The 16,999-nt window shown below is 63.7% G+C and carries 18 protein-coding genes; 7 read left to right on the plus strand and 11 right to left on the minus strand.

Annotated elements, in window-relative coordinates; genetic code table 11:
* Positions 1–139: 139 nt before the first annotated feature.
* Complete coding sequence (locus E8M84_RS17000; protein ID WP_137112395.1) at positions 140–1,168, minus strand: sialidase family protein; 1,029 nt, start codon at positions 1,166–1,168, stop codon at positions 140–142.
* 122 nt (positions 1,169–1,290) lie between these two features.
* Between E8M84_RS17000 and E8M84_RS17005 the strand changes: the two genes are divergently transcribed.
* Positions 1,291–2,223 (plus strand): nucleoside hydrolase, encoded by a 933-nt coding sequence (locus E8M84_RS17005; RefSeq protein ID WP_137112396.1) that lies wholly within the window; start codon positions 1,291–1,293, stop codon positions 2,221–2,223.
* Between the two features lie 69 nt (positions 2,224–2,292).
* On the opposite strand, the gene E8M84_RS17010 is transcribed toward E8M84_RS17005, so the two are convergent.
* From E8M84_RS17010 to E8M84_RS17035, 5 genes are all read right to left on the minus strand, one after another.
* Positions 2,293–3,303, minus strand: a complete 1,011-nt coding sequence (locus E8M84_RS17010; protein WP_137112397.1) for a hypothetical protein — start codon at positions 3,301–3,303, stop codon at positions 2,293–2,295.
* Positions 3,304–3,409: 106 nt separating this feature from the next.
* Positions 3,410–3,907: a GNAT family N-acetyltransferase gene (locus tag E8M84_RS17015; RefSeq protein WP_137112398.1), complete on the minus strand. Its 498-nt coding sequence runs from the start codon at positions 3,905–3,907 to the stop codon at positions 3,410–3,412.
* Between the two features lie 76 nt (positions 3,908–3,983).
* Positions 3,984–4,304 carry a DUF1778 domain-containing protein gene (locus E8M84_RS17020; protein ID WP_137112399.1) on the minus strand — a complete coding sequence of 107 codons (321 nt, stop codon included), beginning with the start codon at positions 4,302–4,304 and terminating at the stop codon, positions 3,984–3,986.
* Between the two features lie 306 nt (positions 4,305–4,610).
* Entirely contained in the window at positions 4,611–5,528 is a 918-nt protein-coding gene (locus tag E8M84_RS17030; protein ID WP_137112400.1) for a bifunctional 2-polyprenyl-6-hydroxyphenol methylase/3-demethylubiquinol 3-O-methyltransferase UbiG, read from the minus strand.
* 324 nt (positions 5,529–5,852) lie between these two features.
* Positions 5,853–6,869, minus strand: coding sequence for a cell wall metabolism sensor histidine kinase WalK (locus tag E8M84_RS17035; protein ID WP_137112401.1), 1,017 nt, complete (start codon positions 6,867–6,869; stop codon positions 5,853–5,855).
* A 180-nt stretch (positions 6,870–7,049) separates the two neighbouring features.
* Here E8M84_RS17035 and E8M84_RS17040 point away from each other — a divergent pair, with 180 nt between their 5' ends.
* Positions 7,050–7,379 carry a hypothetical protein gene (locus tag E8M84_RS17040; RefSeq protein ID WP_137112402.1) on the plus strand — a complete coding sequence of 110 codons (330 nt, stop codon included), beginning with the start codon at positions 7,050–7,052 and terminating at the stop codon, positions 7,377–7,379.
* Between the two features lie 6 nt (positions 7,380–7,385).
* On the opposite strand, the gene E8M84_RS17045 is transcribed toward E8M84_RS17040, so the two are convergent.
* From E8M84_RS17045 to E8M84_RS17055, 3 genes are read right to left on the minus strand one after another with little or no spacing between them, the layout of a single operon-like run.
* On the minus strand, positions 7,386–7,904 hold the full coding sequence (locus tag E8M84_RS17045) for a gamma carbonic anhydrase family protein (RefSeq protein WP_137112403.1): 519 nt from the start codon (positions 7,902–7,904) through the stop codon (positions 7,386–7,388).
* A complete protein-coding gene (gmk, locus tag E8M84_RS17050) occupies positions 7,901–8,536 on the minus strand; it encodes a guanylate kinase (RefSeq protein WP_137112404.1) in 636 nt (211 codons plus the stop codon). The genes E8M84_RS17045 and gmk overlap by 4 nt, the downstream gene beginning before the upstream one ends.
* Before the next feature lie 3 nt (positions 8,537–8,539).
* Positions 8,540–9,433, minus strand: a complete 894-nt coding sequence (locus E8M84_RS17055) for a YicC/YloC family endoribonuclease (RefSeq protein WP_137112405.1) — start codon at positions 9,431–9,433, stop codon at positions 8,540–8,542.
* Between the two features lie 154 nt (positions 9,434–9,587).
* On the opposite strand from E8M84_RS17055, the gene E8M84_RS17060 reads away from it, so the two are divergent.
* Entirely contained in the window at positions 9,588–10,199 is a 612-nt protein-coding gene (locus E8M84_RS17060) for a PAS domain-containing protein (protein WP_170971975.1), read from the plus strand.
* A 47-nt stretch (positions 10,200–10,246) separates the two neighbouring features.
* Here E8M84_RS17060 and E8M84_RS17065 read toward each other — a convergent pair whose 3' ends face one another.
* Positions 10,247–11,617, minus strand: a complete 1,371-nt coding sequence (locus tag E8M84_RS17065) for a class II 3-deoxy-7-phosphoheptulonate synthase (RefSeq protein ID WP_137112407.1) — start codon at positions 11,615–11,617, stop codon at positions 10,247–10,249.
* Positions 11,618–11,772: 155 nt separating this feature from the next.
* On the opposite strand from E8M84_RS17065, the gene E8M84_RS17070 reads away from it, so the two are divergent.
* Positions 11,773–12,792: a GlxA family transcriptional regulator gene (locus E8M84_RS17070; RefSeq protein ID WP_137112797.1), complete on the plus strand. Its 1,020-nt coding sequence runs from the start codon at positions 11,773–11,775 to the stop codon at positions 12,790–12,792.
* An 88-nt stretch (positions 12,793–12,880) separates the two neighbouring features.
* On the opposite strand, the gene E8M84_RS17075 is transcribed toward E8M84_RS17070, so the two are convergent.
* Complete coding sequence (locus tag E8M84_RS17075; RefSeq protein ID WP_240790431.1) at positions 12,881–13,987, minus strand: PQQ-dependent sugar dehydrogenase; 1,107 nt, start codon at positions 13,985–13,987, stop codon at positions 12,881–12,883.
* A 198-nt stretch (positions 13,988–14,185) separates the two neighbouring features.
* Between E8M84_RS17075 and E8M84_RS17080 the strand changes: the two genes are divergently transcribed.
* The 3 genes from E8M84_RS17080 (at position 14,186) to E8M84_RS17090 (ending at position 16,999) form a co-directional block, all read left to right on the plus strand.
* Positions 14,186–15,382: an ABC transporter substrate-binding protein gene (locus E8M84_RS17080; RefSeq protein ID WP_137112408.1), complete on the plus strand. Its 1,197-nt coding sequence runs from the start codon at positions 14,186–14,188 to the stop codon at positions 15,380–15,382.
* Between the two features lie 119 nt (positions 15,383–15,501).
* Positions 15,502–16,293: an ABC transporter ATP-binding protein gene (locus tag E8M84_RS17085; RefSeq protein WP_137112799.1), complete on the plus strand. Its 792-nt coding sequence runs from the start codon at positions 15,502–15,504 to the stop codon at positions 16,291–16,293.
* Complete coding sequence (locus tag E8M84_RS17090) at positions 16,286–16,999, plus strand: ABC transporter ATP-binding protein (protein ID WP_137112409.1); 714 nt, start codon at positions 16,286–16,288, stop codon at positions 16,997–16,999. The genes E8M84_RS17085 and E8M84_RS17090 overlap by 8 nt, the downstream gene beginning before the upstream one ends.

The raw sequence follows: 16,999 nt of genomic DNA on the forward strand, positions 1-16,999 counted from the left end.
AGGCTAACGCACCGCGCGCCGCCCCGCAGGTCGGCAATTCCCGCCCCAAGAGGCCAGGCCCAATCCTTTCTAATGCGTTAATGTCCACAGGCAACCCACTGCAATCACTTGATCACCCGGCACCGTCCTGCGTGGACACCTACCCCATGAACTCCACCGACAGCACCGTCGGCAGATGCCGCGCGACCTCCCCCCAGCTCTCCCCCTCATCCCGGCTCAGGAACACCGACCCCGAGTTCGTCCCGAACGCCACCCCGCCCGTCGTCGACGCCATCCCCTGCCGCAGCACCGTGAAAAAGCAGTCCCGCTCCGGTAGCCCCACGCCCTTCCCCGCCCAGGTCTCGCCCCCGTCCTCCGTCTTCCAGACCAGCGCCCGGGCGTCGACCGGATACCGCCCCAGCGAGTCGCCATTCAGCGGGAACACCCAGAACGTCCCGGCCTTCGAAGGATGCGCCGCCACCGGGAACCCGAAGGTCGACGGCAACCCCTCCGTCACCTCCTCCCACACCACACCCCCATCCCGGGACCGATACACCCCCTGGTGGTTCTGCATGTAGATCAGCCCCTCCGCCGCCCCGAACGCGAGGTTGTGGACGCAAGAGAAAATCTCGTCCTCCGCCCGGAACTCCACTCCGTCGCCCCAGTCCCGCGGCAGCGCCCCCGCCGGCCCTGCCCGGTTCCCCCGCCGGTTCCGCATCGCCCAGGACTTCCCGCCATCACGAGACTCGAATACCCCCGCCGCCGAGATCCCGACCCAGATCCCCCCCTTCTGATCCGCCAGGATCGTGTGCAGCGTCAGCCCCGCCGCCCCGGGTTGCCATTGGTCCGCCCCCGGCTGATCGGTCAGCGCCTCCAGCCTGGCCCAGGTCTCGCCGCCGTCGAGGCTCTCATACAGATAGGCCGGTTTCGACCCCGCCAGCACCCGGTCGCGATCAAGACAGACCGACCACAGCTGCTCCGCCCCCTCGAACGGCCCTTTCGAGACCGACCACGCCCCACCGGAACGCCGCCAGATCCCGGCCCCGTGCCACCCGCTTCCGCCCGCCGCCCAGATGTCGCCGCCCCGGCCCACCGCATGGTTGATCGGCCAGCCCTCGCAAAATGGCCCCGAGACCCTACCATCCTCCAGCACGAACAGGCCCTTCGTCGTCCCGACCAGTATCTCCATCGCCGCCTCCTCCGTTCGACCCCAAGACCCTACTCCCCCCGTCCCACATTGCACGACCAATTTCCTGACCATCTGGACAAATTCCGCCGGAACCCGCTTACTCCCGCGCAAAGGAGCCCAACATGTCCCGCAAGATCATCATCGACACCGACCTCGGCCAGGACGACGCCGTGGCCGTTCTTCTCGCCCTCGCCTCGCCCGAGCTTGATGTACTCGCCCTCACCGCCGTTGCCGGCAACGTCCCCCTCGCCCGCAGCCAACTGAACGCCCGCATCATTGTCGAGCTGGCGAGGAAGACTACGCCAGTCTACGCTGGATGCGACACACCCCTGAAACGCAAGCTGGTCACCGCCGAATACGTGCATGGCGAAACCGGGATCGACGGGATCACCCTGCCCGATCCGACCCACCCGCTGGAGGACACGCACGCCGTCGACTTCCTCATCGACACCCTCCGCCACGAACCGCCCGGCACCGTCACCCTCTGCCCCCTCGGCCCGCTGACGAACATCGCCACCGCCTTTAGCCGCGCCCCCGACATCATCCCGAAAGTGGCCGAGATCGTCCTGATGGGAGGCGCTTATTTCGAGGTCGGTAATGTCACCCCCGCGGCCGAGTTCAACATCTACGTCGACCCCGAAGCCGCTGAAATCGTGTTCAAATCCGGTGTGCCGCTGGTGGTCATGCCACTCGACGTCACCCACAAGGCCCTGACCTCCCGCGCCTGGGTCGAAGGCATGCGCGCCCTCGGCACCCCCGTCGGCCAGGCCGTCGCCTCCTGGACCGATTTCTTCGAACGCTTCGACACCGCCAAATACGGCAGCGAAGGCGCCCCCCTGCACGACCCCTGCGTGATCGCCTACCTGCTCCAGCCCGCCCTCTTCACCGGCCGCCACATCAACGTGGAAATCGAGACGGGCTCCGAGCTCACCCTCGGCATGACCGTCGCCGACTGGTGGCGCGTGACGGGGCGGGAGCCGAACGCGATGTTCATGGGCGGCGTGGACCGGGACGGGTTCTACCGGCTGTTGACGGAGCGGTTGGGGAGGTTGTGAGGGGGTTAGGCTAGTAAGTCTCACAGCGAAATTATCTAAGTCGGGTTTCTCTCATTGAGAAATTCGAGCTTAGCTGCCACAACTAACAAACGATCGCTGTGAACCCCTTTCGTAAAGAAGCAATCCTCCTCTTTCATCTTTCCTCGCATTTATGTACCGTGTGGTTGCTCCTCCTTCACTCCAAATGCACAAAAGAACAAGCTGATGGAGTCCATCACTAGTCACATTTCGGTTTCTGACACTGCACTCAGAAGAGTAGAACTTCAGGCTATCCGATGTTACTTTTAGGTATCCCTCAGAGTCATCATGGTCTTCACAGAAACCTAGCTCATCGTAAATTCCATCCAGTACACCTGATAGCTGATCCCCAGTAGTCGATGGCGCCTCCGATGAACTATCACCTGCGGGATCAGACATGCTTGAGCGTCCCACGGTAGTCATGAAATTTACAAACACCTGACCATCAAGTACAACTTCCATGACATGCGCGTCATGTGAGAAGGGTTTGCACGCTCGCTTACCCTCAGGTACGTTAACTTTGAAGTTCCACGACTGCCCCTGTTTCGGCTCGTACTCCGTTACAAACTGACCGACGCGCTTTATCCTCATATTTTCAGAGAGATTTGCGCATTGTTGCCGGGTCAGAAGAAAGGGAACGGCGTCAGCACGCATCGTCGTTGAAGAGCCGTTATAGCGATGCTCGACAGAAGCTGCCGGGTCGTTCACATATGCATCGTGCTTGCTTCGTGCGTCCACAAGTGGATGGAGAGCAAGATGCTGCGGCGCAGGCCCAACGACAACGATAGAAGCGATCTGCGCAACATCGACAGTGGGGGAAGATTTGAAATCCTCTACGGAGAAATAGGTTCCCTCCCCTTCCAGGGCATTAAAGTTCAACTCGATTTCAGAATCCGCCCGCCCCTGAAAGTCAAGCTGATGATCGCCCGCCCGCGGCGAAGACGGAAGCTCGACAAACTCCCCAGACTGCAGCCTAAGATAGACTCCATCATATTGTGGATAATCCTGCGCGAGTAGGGTTGTAGGAAACACAGAAAAAATAGCAGCAACAATCAACAACATCGCGGCAACAGGTCTGCAACACATTGAAGCGCTCCTTCACAGGTCAGCAGACGCTAGCATAGCATTGGCGCACGTCAATTGTAGAGCAATCGCATGATGCGAAGTTTCACGTAGCACGCATGACCATCACCATCCCCACCGGCAACCACAACGTCCTGCTCCCCGCCGGGAATTCCAGCCACTCCGCCTGCGCCAGATACCAAGCCCTTGCGGTCTCGTCCTTCGCCTGCACCAGCACCGCCGCGATGCCGATGCTCTGGGCTGCCCCCACGATACGGCGCAGGGCGTCGGCCAGCAGGTTCGCCCCAAGGCCCTGCCCGCCATACTCTCGGTCCACAGCCAGCCGCCCGATGATCGACACCGGCACCGAATCCGGAGCATTCCGGCGCAGCTTGCCCGGTGCGGCCTCCCGCTGCACCGCCCCGGCCGACAGGCAGAAATACCCCGCTACCCGCGCGCCGTCGCAAACCACATAGGTCCGCGAGAACCGGCTTTCGTTCTTCAACGCCCGCTCCCGCAGCCAGTCGTTCAGTACCGGCACCCCGCAGTCGAACCACGACAGGTCATGCGCAGGGGAAATCGCAACCGGCGCCGTCAGCCTCATCGGCCAACCCCAATCGCCTCCCCTCCCCCTCCGTGGGGAGGGGATGGGGGTGGGGGGCAACCGCAGGAAAGTAGGATCACGCCTCCCAGACCGGCTTCCGCGCCAGCAGGCGTTTCAGCTTCGGCCCCGGCGTAGGCGGATTGTCCAGTGCCTGCTGCACGAAGGCGTCATAGGTCCCGGTCTCCAGCACGAACAGCCGCTGATCCAGCAGCACATCAATCGCCTGCCGCCGCGCCGTGTCGATCATGAACTCGGTCCGGGTCTTGCCCAGCATCGCCGCTGCCTCATCGATCAACGCGCGGGTATTGGACTCGATGCGCAAGTTGATGGTCCCCTTGTCCGAGGGTTGCGCGTCGAACGGCGCGGGGGATTCAGCAAGGCCAGTGCGTTTTGTCATGCAGCGACGTTACGCGTTTGTATCCACAATGTCAACACGCAGGTCGGGGCCTGCCCCGGCACACGTCCCATTAACCACTCCTTTAACAAACCCCTAACGCCCACGCACAACCCATTGCTTCCAAACCATAATCCGAAAATGTCCACCGTGGACACCCGGAGTCCTTTGCGGCCTCCACCTCACCCCAGCGGCAGGACGACCGAGAACCGGCTCCCCTCGCCCACCACGCTCTCCACCCGCAGCCACCACTGCCCCCTCCCGCGCGAGCGGTGGGAATCGGCCCGGTAGAACCGCTCCGTCAGCCGCTCAGCCCTCGGGTTTTGAATAGACCGCCAGGATCGTGTGGCCATGGATGGACTGCCGACTGTTGGCCACATACTCCTCAAACGCCTTGCTGTAACCCAATCTATGCCAAAGCGAGCGCGCTATCCTGGTTGCGGGAAGAAACCGCTTCTCGAACGCCGCTTTGTACCACCCGAGATTGTGTTCAGCGAGCGGCTCATACTCGACCGCCTCTACCTTCAGCTGAAGAATCTCCGCAAGGGCCTCCAATGACTGCCTCTGCCAACGTCCCATGTGGTGGGGTGGCAGGTTAAGCGTCAACTCGTGCTCAGCGCCAAGAAAGGCATCGTTGTTGGGCACGGCAATGACAAGACGTCCACCGGGAACCAGTACCGTTCTGATCGCCTGAAGGAACTTCAGCGGATCGGCAATGTGCTCCAGCACTTGCAGGGCACTGACAACGTCAAACGCATTCGCACTGGAAGGCGCAAAGTCCTCGATTGTCGAATCCACGACCGTGATGCCTTTTGCACGCGCCTGCTCCTGCCCGAACCGGCTCGTTTCAAGTCCTGTCTTCGAAACATCCGCCCCCAGTGTTGCAAGAAAATCCCCGCCGCCACACCCGACGTCCAGTACCCGGGACCCTGATCCGACGAAACGGGCAGCTACCGTGTACTCCCATTTCGATTTCTGATACGCCCAGCTTTCGTTATCCTCTTTCGAGTAGAGATCCGCATAGAACTTTGGGGGACCCGCAAGGCCTGCAGGAGCAAAGAATTCAAACCCCGTCTGAATGCAGCGATAGCAGACAATAGGATCCACGTCGCCAATATAGGGCCGAACATCGACACCGTACTCAGACATGTACAAGCTGGCCAGTCGCTCACGCGAGATTTCGAAGGCCACTTCGACAGGACCGGAAGTCAGAACGCTGGCAACCATCAACTATTCTCCCCAAGGTCAAAGACACCGTTTCAAGCAGAGGCAACATGGACTGACTGCCGTTGTGCAAGCAAGGGCAAGTTCCGGCTCAACCCTCCACACAGGTCCGTGAATCTGCCTTGCCCAAGAAGCGTGCAGACCAAACCCGCTGTCGTGGAGACCATCTCTCCATGCACCTCCCACCAGCCAGATTTGCCCCGGCATGGTTACCGGAAAACCGTATCCTCGCGCGTAAGGGCGGAAGGAAGTCAGGATGAAGGCTAGAAGAAGACCTCACGATCCACGCCTAGCCCACTGAAACAACAGACCGAACGCTAAGCGCCTTTAGCCCAAGGGCAGCACCACCGAGAACCGGCTCCCCTCGCCCACCACGCTCTCCACCCGCAGCCAGCCCCGGTGGCGGCTCACGATGTGCTTCACGATGGCCAGCCCCAGCCCCGTCCCCCCCATTTCGCGCGAGCGGTGGGTGTCAACCCGGTAGAACCGCTCCGTCAGCCGCGGCAGGTGGACCGGGTCGATCCCCTCGCCCTCGTCCGCGACCTCGACCCGCACCGCCGGACCCCGCACCGTCTCCTCCGGGGAAAGGGTAACCCGCACCACCTGCCCCGCCTTCCCATATTTCAGCGCGTTCTCCACCAGGTTCGTGAAGACCTGCACCAGCTGATCGTGATCCCCCGGCACCGTCACCGTATCGCCCGTCAGCAGGACGGAATCCCCCTCCTTCTCGGCGACTCCTTGCAAGGACGAGATCACACCCTGCAAAAGCCCGCGCAGTTCGACCGGCTCCTTGGGCCGCACCCGTTCTTCCGCCTCGACCCGGGAGAGCTGCAACAGGTCCCGCACCAGCCGGTTCATCCGCCCCGCCTCGGCCTCCATGATCCCCAGAAACACGTCCCGCGCCTTCGGGTCGTCCTTGGCGGCGTTCTTCAGGGTCTCGATGAACCCCATCAGCGCCGTCAGCGGGGTCCGCAGCTCATGGGAGACATTCGCCACGAAGTCCCGCCGCATTTCCCCCGCCCGCTCCTCCTCGGTCACGTCGCGGAAGACCAGCAGCACCAGCCCGTCGCCCAGGGCCGAGACGGTGACCTGGAACACCTGCTCCTGCCCCTCGCGGCGCAGGGTCATCCGGGCGTCCTGTGGCGGGGCATCCGGGGTGGCCGCGGTCAGTGCCTCCAGCACGGCGGGCGCGCGGACGGCGATGGCGGGGTGGCGGCCCACCATCCCTTCCCCAAGAAGCGCCACCGCGGCGGCGTTGCAGGCCTGCACTCGGTCCCCGTTCCGCACCAGCATGGCCGGCAGGGGAAGTCCGGTCAGCAGCCGGGAAAGCTGGGACTCTGTCATTCTGGCATCACTCCCCCGCCGGTTGTCTTCCTGCGTCTTGTCTTGCGTCGGAATAGCAGTAAATTCCCCGCTGTAAACGTAATGCGGTACGGAACCGGCCCTTCTCCGGAACAATGTCGGTGCCCGCTCAGATCTTCCTTGAACGATTTGGCGACACCCCACTTGGAACGAGCTGGAGCGATGTCGCAGAAGCTGAGATGCCTGGTGATCGGGATTCCGGAGGCTAAGGCCGCCGAGGGAAGCCTGCGGCCGGAAGAGTTTGCCTCGATCGATCTGGCGGCGTTCGACGACCAGCTTCCCCTGCCACCGACGCTGGAACTTGTGGTGACGCCGCTGTTCTGCATGGGATTCGACGCGCTTGAGATCATCGAACGGCTGGGGGCGCAGGATTACCGCAAGACCCTGCGGGTCGTGGCGCCCAAGCTGCCGAACCGGCAGGTGGTCCTGCGGGAACTGCGCAGCCATGCCGCACGACAGGGCATCACCATCGAGTTGGTCGAAGAAGGCTGACCCGGATCAGACCCGGGTCAGTCCGGCGCGGAAGCGGCGGGCGTTTTCCTGATACCCGGCTGCCGAGGCCAGCAGGCGGGCGCGGGCCGTCTCGTCCAGTTGCCGCACCACCTTGCCGGGCGCGCCCATCACCAGGCTGCCATCAGGGATTTCCTTCCCTTCGGTAATCAGCGCGCAGGCCCCGATGAGGCAGCCCTTGCCGATCTTCGCCCCGTTCAGGATCGTAGCCCCCATCCCGATCAACGTACCATCGCCAATGGTGCAGCCGTGCAGCATCGCCTTGTGGCCGATGGTGCAGTTCGCGCCGATGGTCAGCGGATAGCCCATGTCGGTGTGGAGAACGCAGTTCTCTTGCACGTTCGTCCCGGCGCCCACCCGGATTTCCTCGTTGTCGCCGCGGGCCACCGCGCCGAACCAGATCGAGGCGTCGGCTTCGACCACGACCTTGCCGATCAGGTCGGCGGAGTCCGCCACCCAGGCCGAAGGGGCAATGCTGGGCTGGATGCCGTCAAGCGCATAGATCATCGGGCTTCGAACTCCTCGTTCAGGCTGCGTACGAAGGCGGAAAGCTGCGGCTGGCGTTCGCGCTTCAGCCGCTCGGCGGTCAGGATCGCCTTCAGTTGCTCGAAAGTGGCGTCCAGATCCTTGTTCACCAGCACATAGTCGTATTCCGCCCAGTGGCTGATCTCGTCCCGGCTTTTCGCCATGCGACCAGCGATGACCTCGTCGCTGTCTTGGCCCCGGGTCCGCAGGCGGCGGTCCAGCTCGTCAATCGAGGGCGGCAGAATGAAGATCGAGACGACGTCGCGGCCCAACGCAGAGTTCCCGATCTGCTGCGCACCCTGCCAGTCCACGTCGAACAGCATGTCTTGCCCGGCCTCTAGTGCCTTCACGACCGGTGCCTTGGGCGAGCCGTAAAAGTTTCCGAAGACCTCTGCATGCTCAAGCATTTCGCCATCGCGCACATAGGTCAGGAAGGCGTCCTTGCCGAGGAAGTAGTATTCGCGGCCTTCCTCTTCCCCTGGGCGGGGCTTGCGGGTGGTGGCTGAGATGGAGAAGCGCATCGTCGGGTCCCAGGCCATCAGCATGCGCGACAGCGTCGATTTTCCGGCGCCCGAAGGGGACGAGAGGATGAGGAGGAGTCCGCGTCGGATCATCGTCTATTCCACATTCTGGACCTGTTCGCGCATCTGATCGATGACGGTTTTCAGGTCAAGACCGATGCGGGTCAGCGCCAGCGACTGCGCCTTGGAGCAAAGCGTGTTCGCTTCGCGCATGAATTCCTGCATCAGGAAATCCAGCTTGCGACCAACCGGCGCAGGTTCGGCGACTAGCGCGCGGGCGGCGGTGACATGGGCGGACAGACGGTCAAGCTCTTCGGTCACGTCGGTCTTCACGGCCAGCAGGGCAAGTTCCTGCGCAAGGCGGGTCTCGTCGACCGCGTCGGTGGCGGCCAGCACCCGGGCCAGCGCCTCGCGCAAAGTGTCGGCTTGCGTCGCGCTGCGGGTGGCGGTCTCGGCCAAGGCATCGGCGGTCAACTGGGCGATGCGGTCCAGTTGGACCGTCAGGACCTGGGCCAGGGCCTGCCCCTCTGCCCGGCGCATGGCGGAGAAGTCGTCCAACAGCGCCGGAAGGTCGGCCATCAGCGCCGCACGCAGCGGCGCGGTGTCGGTGTCCTGCGCCCCCTGGTCGATCACGCCCCGCAGCGCCAACACATCGGCGGCGGTCGGCTGCCGCAGGGTGACACCCGCATCCATCGCCGACGCCTCCACCCGCGCCAGGGCCATCAGGGCCGCCGACAGAAGCGGCTCGTTCAGCCGGAAGGCCGCCTCGTCCCGCGCCTCGTCCTGTGCGACCTTGAGCGTCAGGCTGACGTTGCCGCGCGGGATCGCCTTCTGCAGTTCGGCCCGGATTGCGGCCTCCAACCCGTCAATCCAGTCCGGCACCCGCAGCCGCAGGTCCAGTCCCTTGCCGTTCACGGACCGCAGGTCCCAGACCCAGGCATAGCCCGCCCCGGTGCCGCGCCGTGCGGCGAACCCTGTCCTCGAGATCATGCGGTCCTTTCTGCGCCAAAGGGTCCTCCAATGGCGCGGTATTTACCATTTGATTAGATTTTCGGCCGAATCCGAGTGATCCGGGCTACCTTGCTTTCATGGCGCGGCGGGCAGAGGCCCCGCAAGGGGCGTGATGCACGGAACGGAGACAAAGATGACGCTCGGATTTCTTGACCGGCTTCTGCCCCAGCCCCGCACCACCCTTCCCGCCGTCATCCACGGCCTTTCCCAGACCCGCGCCTATTGGGAGGGCCTGCGCCAGGGCTCGGCCCTGCCGCAGCGCAAGGCGATCGACCCGCGTGGGCTGGTTGGCGTGCTGGACCGGGTCTTTCTTGCCGACCGCATCGGCCGCGGCGTCGCGCAGATCCGGATCGCGGGGTCGGCGCTGACCGATTTCGCCGGGATGGACGTGCGGGGCCTGCCGCTCAGCTGCCTCTTTGGGGCAGAGTCGCGTGGGTTGTTGGGCGACACGCTGGAAAAGGTCTTCACCGGCCCCGCCGTGGCCGAGCTTGACCTTGGGTCGGACCGGACGCCGGGACCCTTCGCGCGACTGCTCCTGTTGCCGCTGGAAGATGAGACGGGCGGGCGGCTGGTGCTTGGCGCGATGGGCTTTGCCGAAGAGAGGCATGCGCGCTGCAAGCTGCAAATCCTGTCGCGGCGGGAAGAGGTGCTGCAGCTTGCCCGTGCAGCGGTTGACGACATGCCCCTGGCCGTCGAGCCGCTTCGGCGCCGGGGCCACCTGGCCCTGGTCCACAGTGCCGAATGAAAAACGGCGGGGCTGAACCCCGCCGTTTTCCCAGCAGATCAAATGATTTACAGTGCGACGCGCCGCGCGGCTTCGCGCTGCGAGGACAGCTCCTCGGCCACCAAGAACGCCAGTTCCAGCGACTGCGAGGCGTTGAGCCGCGGGTCGCAGGCAGTGTGATAGCGGTCGGCGAGGTTCTCGTCCGACACGGCGCGCAGCCCGCCGGTGCATTCGGTCACGTCCTGGCCCGTCATCTCGAAATGCACGCCGCCCGGAACGGTGCCCTCGGCCTTGTGGATCGCGAAGAACTCCCGCACCTCGCGCAGGACGCTGTCGAAGGGCCGGGTCTTGTAGCCCGAGGCCGCCTTGATCGTGTTGCCGTGCATCGGGTCGCAGGACCAGACGACATTGGCGCCTTCCTGCTGCACCGTCTTGATCAGGCGCGGCAGGTTGTCACCGACCTTGCCCGCCCCAAAGCGCGCGATCAGGGTCAGGCGGCCGGGCTCGTTTTCGGGGTTCAGCTTGGCCATCAGGACCTTGAGGTCTTCGGCGGTGGTGGACGGCCCGCATTTCAGGCCGATCGGGTTCAGGACGCCCCGGCAGAATTCGACATGCGCGCCGTCGGGCTGACGGGTGCGGTCGCCGATCCAGATCATGTGGCCCGACCCGGCCACGTTCTGCCCGGTGATGCTGTCGACCCGACACAGCGCCTCTTCATACTCCAGCAGCAGCGCCTCGTGGCTGGTGTAGAAATCCACCCGCGCCAGTTCGTTCGCCGTGTCGCTGTTCACCCCGGCCGCGTTCATGAAGTCGAGCGCGTCGGAAATCCGGTTGGCCATCTCGCGGTAGCGTTCGGCCTTGTCATGTTCGGCAAAGCCCAGGGTCCAGCTGTGCACCCGGTGGATGTCGGCAAAACCCCCGGTCGAGAAGGCGCGGAGCAGGTTCAGCGAGGCCGCCGCCTGGGTATAGGCCTGCAGCATCCGGGCCGGGTCCGGGATCCGTGCCTCGGGCGTGGGGTCAAAGCCGTTGATGATGTCGCCCTTGTAGGACGGCAGTTCCACACCGTTGATGATTTCGGTCGGGGCCGAGCGCGGCTTGGCGAACTGACCGGCCATCCGGCCCACCTTGATGACCGGCACCTTGGCGGCATAGGTCAGGACCACCGCCATCTGCAGCATCACCCGGAAGGTGTCGCGGATGTTGTCGGCGCTGAACTCCGCAAAGCTTTCGGCGCAGTCACCGCCCTGCAAGAGGAACGCCTTGCCCTCGCCCGCCAGCGCCAGCTGCTTCTTCAGCGTCCGCGCCTCGCCGGCAAAGACCAGCGGAGGGTACTTCGACAGCTGCGCCTCGACCGAATTCAGCGCCGCCTGATCGGGATAATCCGGCATCTGCACCCGCGGTTTCGCGCGCCATGCCGTTTTCGTCCATCCCTTGGTCATCGTTCCACTCCGGAGCCTTGCAATCGGTCAGCGATATACGCCCCCGTTTCCGCCTTTGCAAAGGGCGATTGGGCGAAAACCGACGCTTTCGGCCCTTGCGGCTGCCCTGAATATGGGTTTCCATGGCCCGCAAACGACATTATCAGGTCGCAGACATGACGCTTGGCCCGCGTAAAGCCACCCAGACCCAAAAGACCACGACGGCACGCCGGTTCATCTTCGTGCTTCTGGACAAGTTCACGATGATCTCTTTCGCAGGCGCGATCGAGCCGCTGCGCCTTGCCAACCGCGTGGCGGGCGAAGCGCTTTACACCTGGGTGCTGGCGGGTGAAGGGACCGAGAAGTCCTGCTCGAACGGCGCGACTTTCCGGCTGGACATCGGGCTGGAGGAGATGGACCGCGAGGATACGGTCCTGGTCTGCGGCGGGCTGGACATCCAGCGCACCACGACGAAGGGCGTCGTCAACTGGCTGCGGCGTGAGGCGCGGCGCGGCGTCACCATCGGCGGCATCTGCACCGGGGGCCATGCGCTGGCCAAGGCGGGATTGCTGGACGGCAAGAAGGCGACGATCCACTGGGAAAACCAGGACGGTTTTGCCGAGGAATTCGAGGACGTGAAGTTGACGAAGTCGGTTTACGTCATGGACGGCAACCGCTGGACGACGGCGGGTGGCATCTCCTCCATTGACCTGATGCTGAAGATCATCGCCGCCGACCATGGCGAGGATCTGGCCAATACCGTGGCCGACCAGATGATTTATTCGACGATCCGCACCGACCAAGATACCCAGCGCCTGTCGATCCCGACCCGGATCGGCGTACGGCATCCGAAGCTGTCGCAGGTCATCCAGATGATGGAGGGCAACATCGAAGACCCGATGTCACCCGCCGATCTGGCCGAGGAGGTGGGCATGTCGACCCGCCAGCTGGAGCGTCTGTTCCGCCGCTATCTGAACCGCTCGCCCAAGCGGTATTACATGGAGTTGCGGCTGCAGAAGGCGCGGAACCTGCTGATGCAGACCGACATGAGCGTCATCAACGTGGCCCTGGCCTGCGGCTTTGCGTCGCCCTCGCATTTCTCGAAATGTTACCGCAGCCACTACAGCACGACGCCATATCGTGAGCGGGGCACGCAAGGCATGCCTGGCGCTGTGCCAGTAAGGTTGTCGATCTGAGCATCCTGGCCAGAAGTTAAAACCAGGTTAACAGAAAAAGATAAGTGTCTGTAATAATTTCGATTTCGCAGATTGTCCACCGTGGACACTACTCCGCCGGGGCCATCCGGTAGACCGCCCCATCATAGACCGACAGGAACCAGATAGCCCCGTCCGGCCCCTCGACCACGTCCCGCACCCGGCCGGTCTCGGGCGCGCTGATCCGTTCCTCGGCAAAGCCGGTCGCGGCAGCGGTATCGGGGTCAAGCCGACCAAGGAAGTCGCTGTTGAGGGAGCCGAAGAAGATATCCCCCCTCCATTCCGGGATCAGCGTGCCGGAATAGACCATCAACCCCGACGGCGCGATCGAGGGGTCCCAGTAATGCAGCGGCTGCTCCATGCCCGGCATGGATTGCCCAAGTCCGATCTTCCGACCGCCGTAGTTCACCCCGTAGGAAATCACCGGCCACCCATAGTTCCCACCCGGCACCGGAGCATTCAGCTCGTCCCCGCCCCGCGCGCCGTGCTCTACCGTCAAGAGACGACCGTTCAGGTCCAAGGTGGCGCCTTGCGGATTTCGGTGCCCGGACGAGTAGATGCCTGGCAGGTACCCCAACAACCTCGTGGCCGGCGTGCCGTCACGGTTCAGGTGAATGATCTTCCCCTCGGCCCGGTCCGGCAACTGCGCCTGCATCCCCCTGGGACCGGTACCGCGATCTCCGATGGTGATGAAAACGCTGCCGTCTGCCGCCTCGACCAGGCGCGACCCGAAGTGGCGCCCGCCTGACGACCCCTCCGGCATCTCGAAAAGCGTCACAAAATCTTCCAGGGTGGTTCCGTCGTCGGACAGTCGACCCTTCCCCACGGCCGTGCCAGACCCCGTCGACTGTTCCTTTGCATAGGTCAGCCACACCTCACGCGTTGTCTCAAAATCACGCGGGATCATGATATCCAGCAGACCGCCCTGTCCATCGAGATAGACGTCTGGAAGCCCGCCGATTTCACGCAGACGGTCCCCGGAGAAGGCGAGAAGCCGACCGCCGAGTTCCGTCATCAAGACACTGCCATCCGGCAGAAAGTCCAGCGCCCAGGGTTCCTCCAGCCCCTGCACTTCCGCCGTCAGGCCAAGCCGCCCGACGCTCGTCTCGACGACCTGTGCCAGACCGATTTGCGGAAGGGAAGCAAGGGCCAAGACCAGCCAGAAATCGGAACGCACGCGGGGCCTCCATTCAAGGTGATTGTCAGACAGCTTCGGCGATGTCACAAGGGGTCTAAGCTAGAGCGCAAGAGCAACGTGTCGACTCTGACGCCGGCTTTACGTCGACATTCTGTCGACAAAATGGGACTTCCCTTTTCAGAGGCACCGCACTACGGTCGGGTCAGGATTTCGATCCAACATGGGAGACACAAACAAATGAAGAAACTTCTGCTGGCCGCTTCGGCCTGCGCGCTGATGGCTGGTGCCGCCGCTGCCGAGGATGTGAAGATCGGCATCCTGATCGGCTTCACCGGCCCCATCGAATCGCTGACCGGACACATGGCCAATGCTGCCGAGGCCGCGATGGCCGAAGTGAACGCTTCGGGCAAAGCCAAGAACACCTATGCTTCGGTCCGCGGTGACTCGACCTGCACCGACGCCGCTGCCGCGACCGCTGCAGCCGAGCGTATGGTCACAGCCGAGGGCGTGAAGGGCATCATCGGCGGCGACTGCTCGGGCGTGACCCGCGCTGTCCTGACCAACGTCGCCATGCCGAACGGCATCGTGATGGTCTCGCCCTCGGCGACCTCGCCGGCACTGACCGCCGACCCGGACAATGGCCTTTTCTTCCGCACCGCCCCGTCGGACGCGCGCGAAGGCGAAGTCATGGGCGAAATCCTCGCCGAAAAGGGCGTGAAGTCGATCGCGCTGACCTACTCGAACTCGGACTATGGCAAGGGCCTGGCCGAAGCGATTGCCGCGGGCTTCACCGCCAAGGGCGGCACCGTGACGATCAACGCCGCACATGACGACGGCAAGGCCGACTACTCGGCTGAAGTCGCGGCGCTGGCAGCGGCGGGCGGCGACATCCTCGTCGTGGCTGGCTATCTCGACCAGGGCGGCAAGGGCATCATCCAGGCCTCGCTCGACACCGGTGCCTTCTCGACCTTCGGCCTGCCGGGCGGCATGGTGGGCGACAGCCTTCCCGCAGCCATCGGTCCGGCTCTGGACGGGTCCTATGGTCAGGTTGCGCAGTCTGACAGCGCCGGTGCCGCGATCCTGGCTGACATGGGCAAGGCCGCAGACCCGGCCTACGACGCCACCTCGCCCTACACGATGGAAAGCTACGACGCCGCCGCACTGATCATGCTGGCGATGGAGGCTTCGGGTTCGACCGATCCGAACGTCTACAAGGAAAAGATCATGGAAATCGCCAACGGACCGGCTGACGGTTCGGGCACCAAGATCCTTCCGGGCGAGTTGGGCAAGGCGCTGGAGCTGATCGCTGCTGGCACGGCCATCGACTATGACGGCGCTTCGGGCGTGACGCTGATCGGACCGGGTGAATCGGCCGGCCGTTACAAGCAGTTTGAAGTGAAGGGCGGCAAGTACGAAACCGTCCAGTTCCGCTGATCCTTTAGCGGAGTATGCGAACCTCACGGCCCGGGCGATAACCCCGGGCCGTGGCACAAGAAGAAGGCCCCCCGACCGGTTTGACCGGGAACGAGGCAGGGCCGAGACAGGGGATGACCATGATCAGGGTCGAGAAGCTGCACAAGCATTTCGGCGGCTTTCATGCCGTTGACGGTGCCTCGCTGGAAATCAAGACCGGGACAATCACCGGCCTGATCGGCCCGAACGGCGCGGGAAAGACCACGCTTTTCAACGTGATCGCAGGGCGGTACACGCCCACCAGCGGCCAGGTGTTCATGGACGGCGAGGACATCACCGGGCTTCAGCCGCATCAGCTGTTTGCCAAAGGGCTGCTGCGCACTTTCCAGATCGCGCATGAATTCGGCTCGATGACCGTGCGCGAGAACCTGATGATGGTGCCGCCGCGCCAGTCGGGGGAAAAGCTGTGGAACGCGCTGTTTTCCCGTTCGCAGGTTGCAGAGGAAGAGGAACGCATCCGGGCCAAGGCCGACGAGGTGCTGGAGTTTCTGACGATCAGCCACATCGCCGACCAGAAGGCGGGAATGATTTCGGGCGGGCAGAAGAAACTGGTCGAACTGGGCCGCACGATGATGGTGGACGCGAAGATCGTCTTCCTGGACGAAGTCGGCGCGGGCGTGAACCGTACTCTCCTGAATACCATCGGCGACGCAATCGTGCGGCTGAACAAGGAGCGCGGCTATACCTTCTGCGTGATCGAGCACGACATGGACTTCATCGGCCGCCTCTGTGACCCGGTGATCTGCATGGCCGAGGGCAAGGTGCTGGCGGAAGGCACCGTCGAAGAGGTCAAGAACGATGAGCGCGTGATCGAGGCCTATCTGGGCCGCGGGTTGAAGAACAAGTTGAAAGAGGAAGCCGCCCATGGCTGAGCCTTTCCTGATCGGCGAAAACATGACCGGCGGCTATGGCGCGGTCGACATCCTGCACGACTGCACGCTGGCAGTGGAGCCGGGCGAGATCGCGGTGATCGTCGGCCCGAACGGCGCGGGCAAATCGACGGCGATGAAGGCGGTCTTCGGGATGCTGAAGCTGCGCCAGGGCTCGGTCCGGCTGGGCGGCGAGGACATCACAAGCCTCACCCCGCAGGCGCGGGTCCGCAAGGGCATGGGCTTTGTGCCGCAGACCCACAACATCTTCACCGGCATGACGGTCGAGGAAAACCTGGAAATGGGCGCCTTCATCCGCGAGGACGAGGGCATCCGGGGCACGATGGAGCAGATCTACGACCTGTTCCCGATCCTGCGCCAGAAACGGTTCCAGAAGGCGGGTGAACTGTCGGGTGGCCAGCGCCAGCAGGTAGCCGTCGGCCGCGCGTTGATGACCAAGCCCAAGGTCCTGATGCTGGACGAACCCACTGCTGGCGTCAGCCCCATCGTGATGGACGAGTTGTTCGACCGCATCATCGAAATCGCGCGGACGGGGATTTCCATCCTGATGGTGGAACAGAACGCCCGCCAGGCGCTGGAGATTGCCGACAAGGGCTATGTCCTGGTGCAGGGCCGCAACCGATACACCGACACCGGGGCCGCGCTTCTGGCTGATCCCGATGTGCGCAAGTCGTTCCTGGGAGGTTGA

Source organism: Rhodobacter sp. SY28-1 (assembly GCF_005222785.1).
GTDB lineage: Bacteria > Pseudomonadota > Alphaproteobacteria > Rhodobacterales > Rhodobacteraceae > Tabrizicola.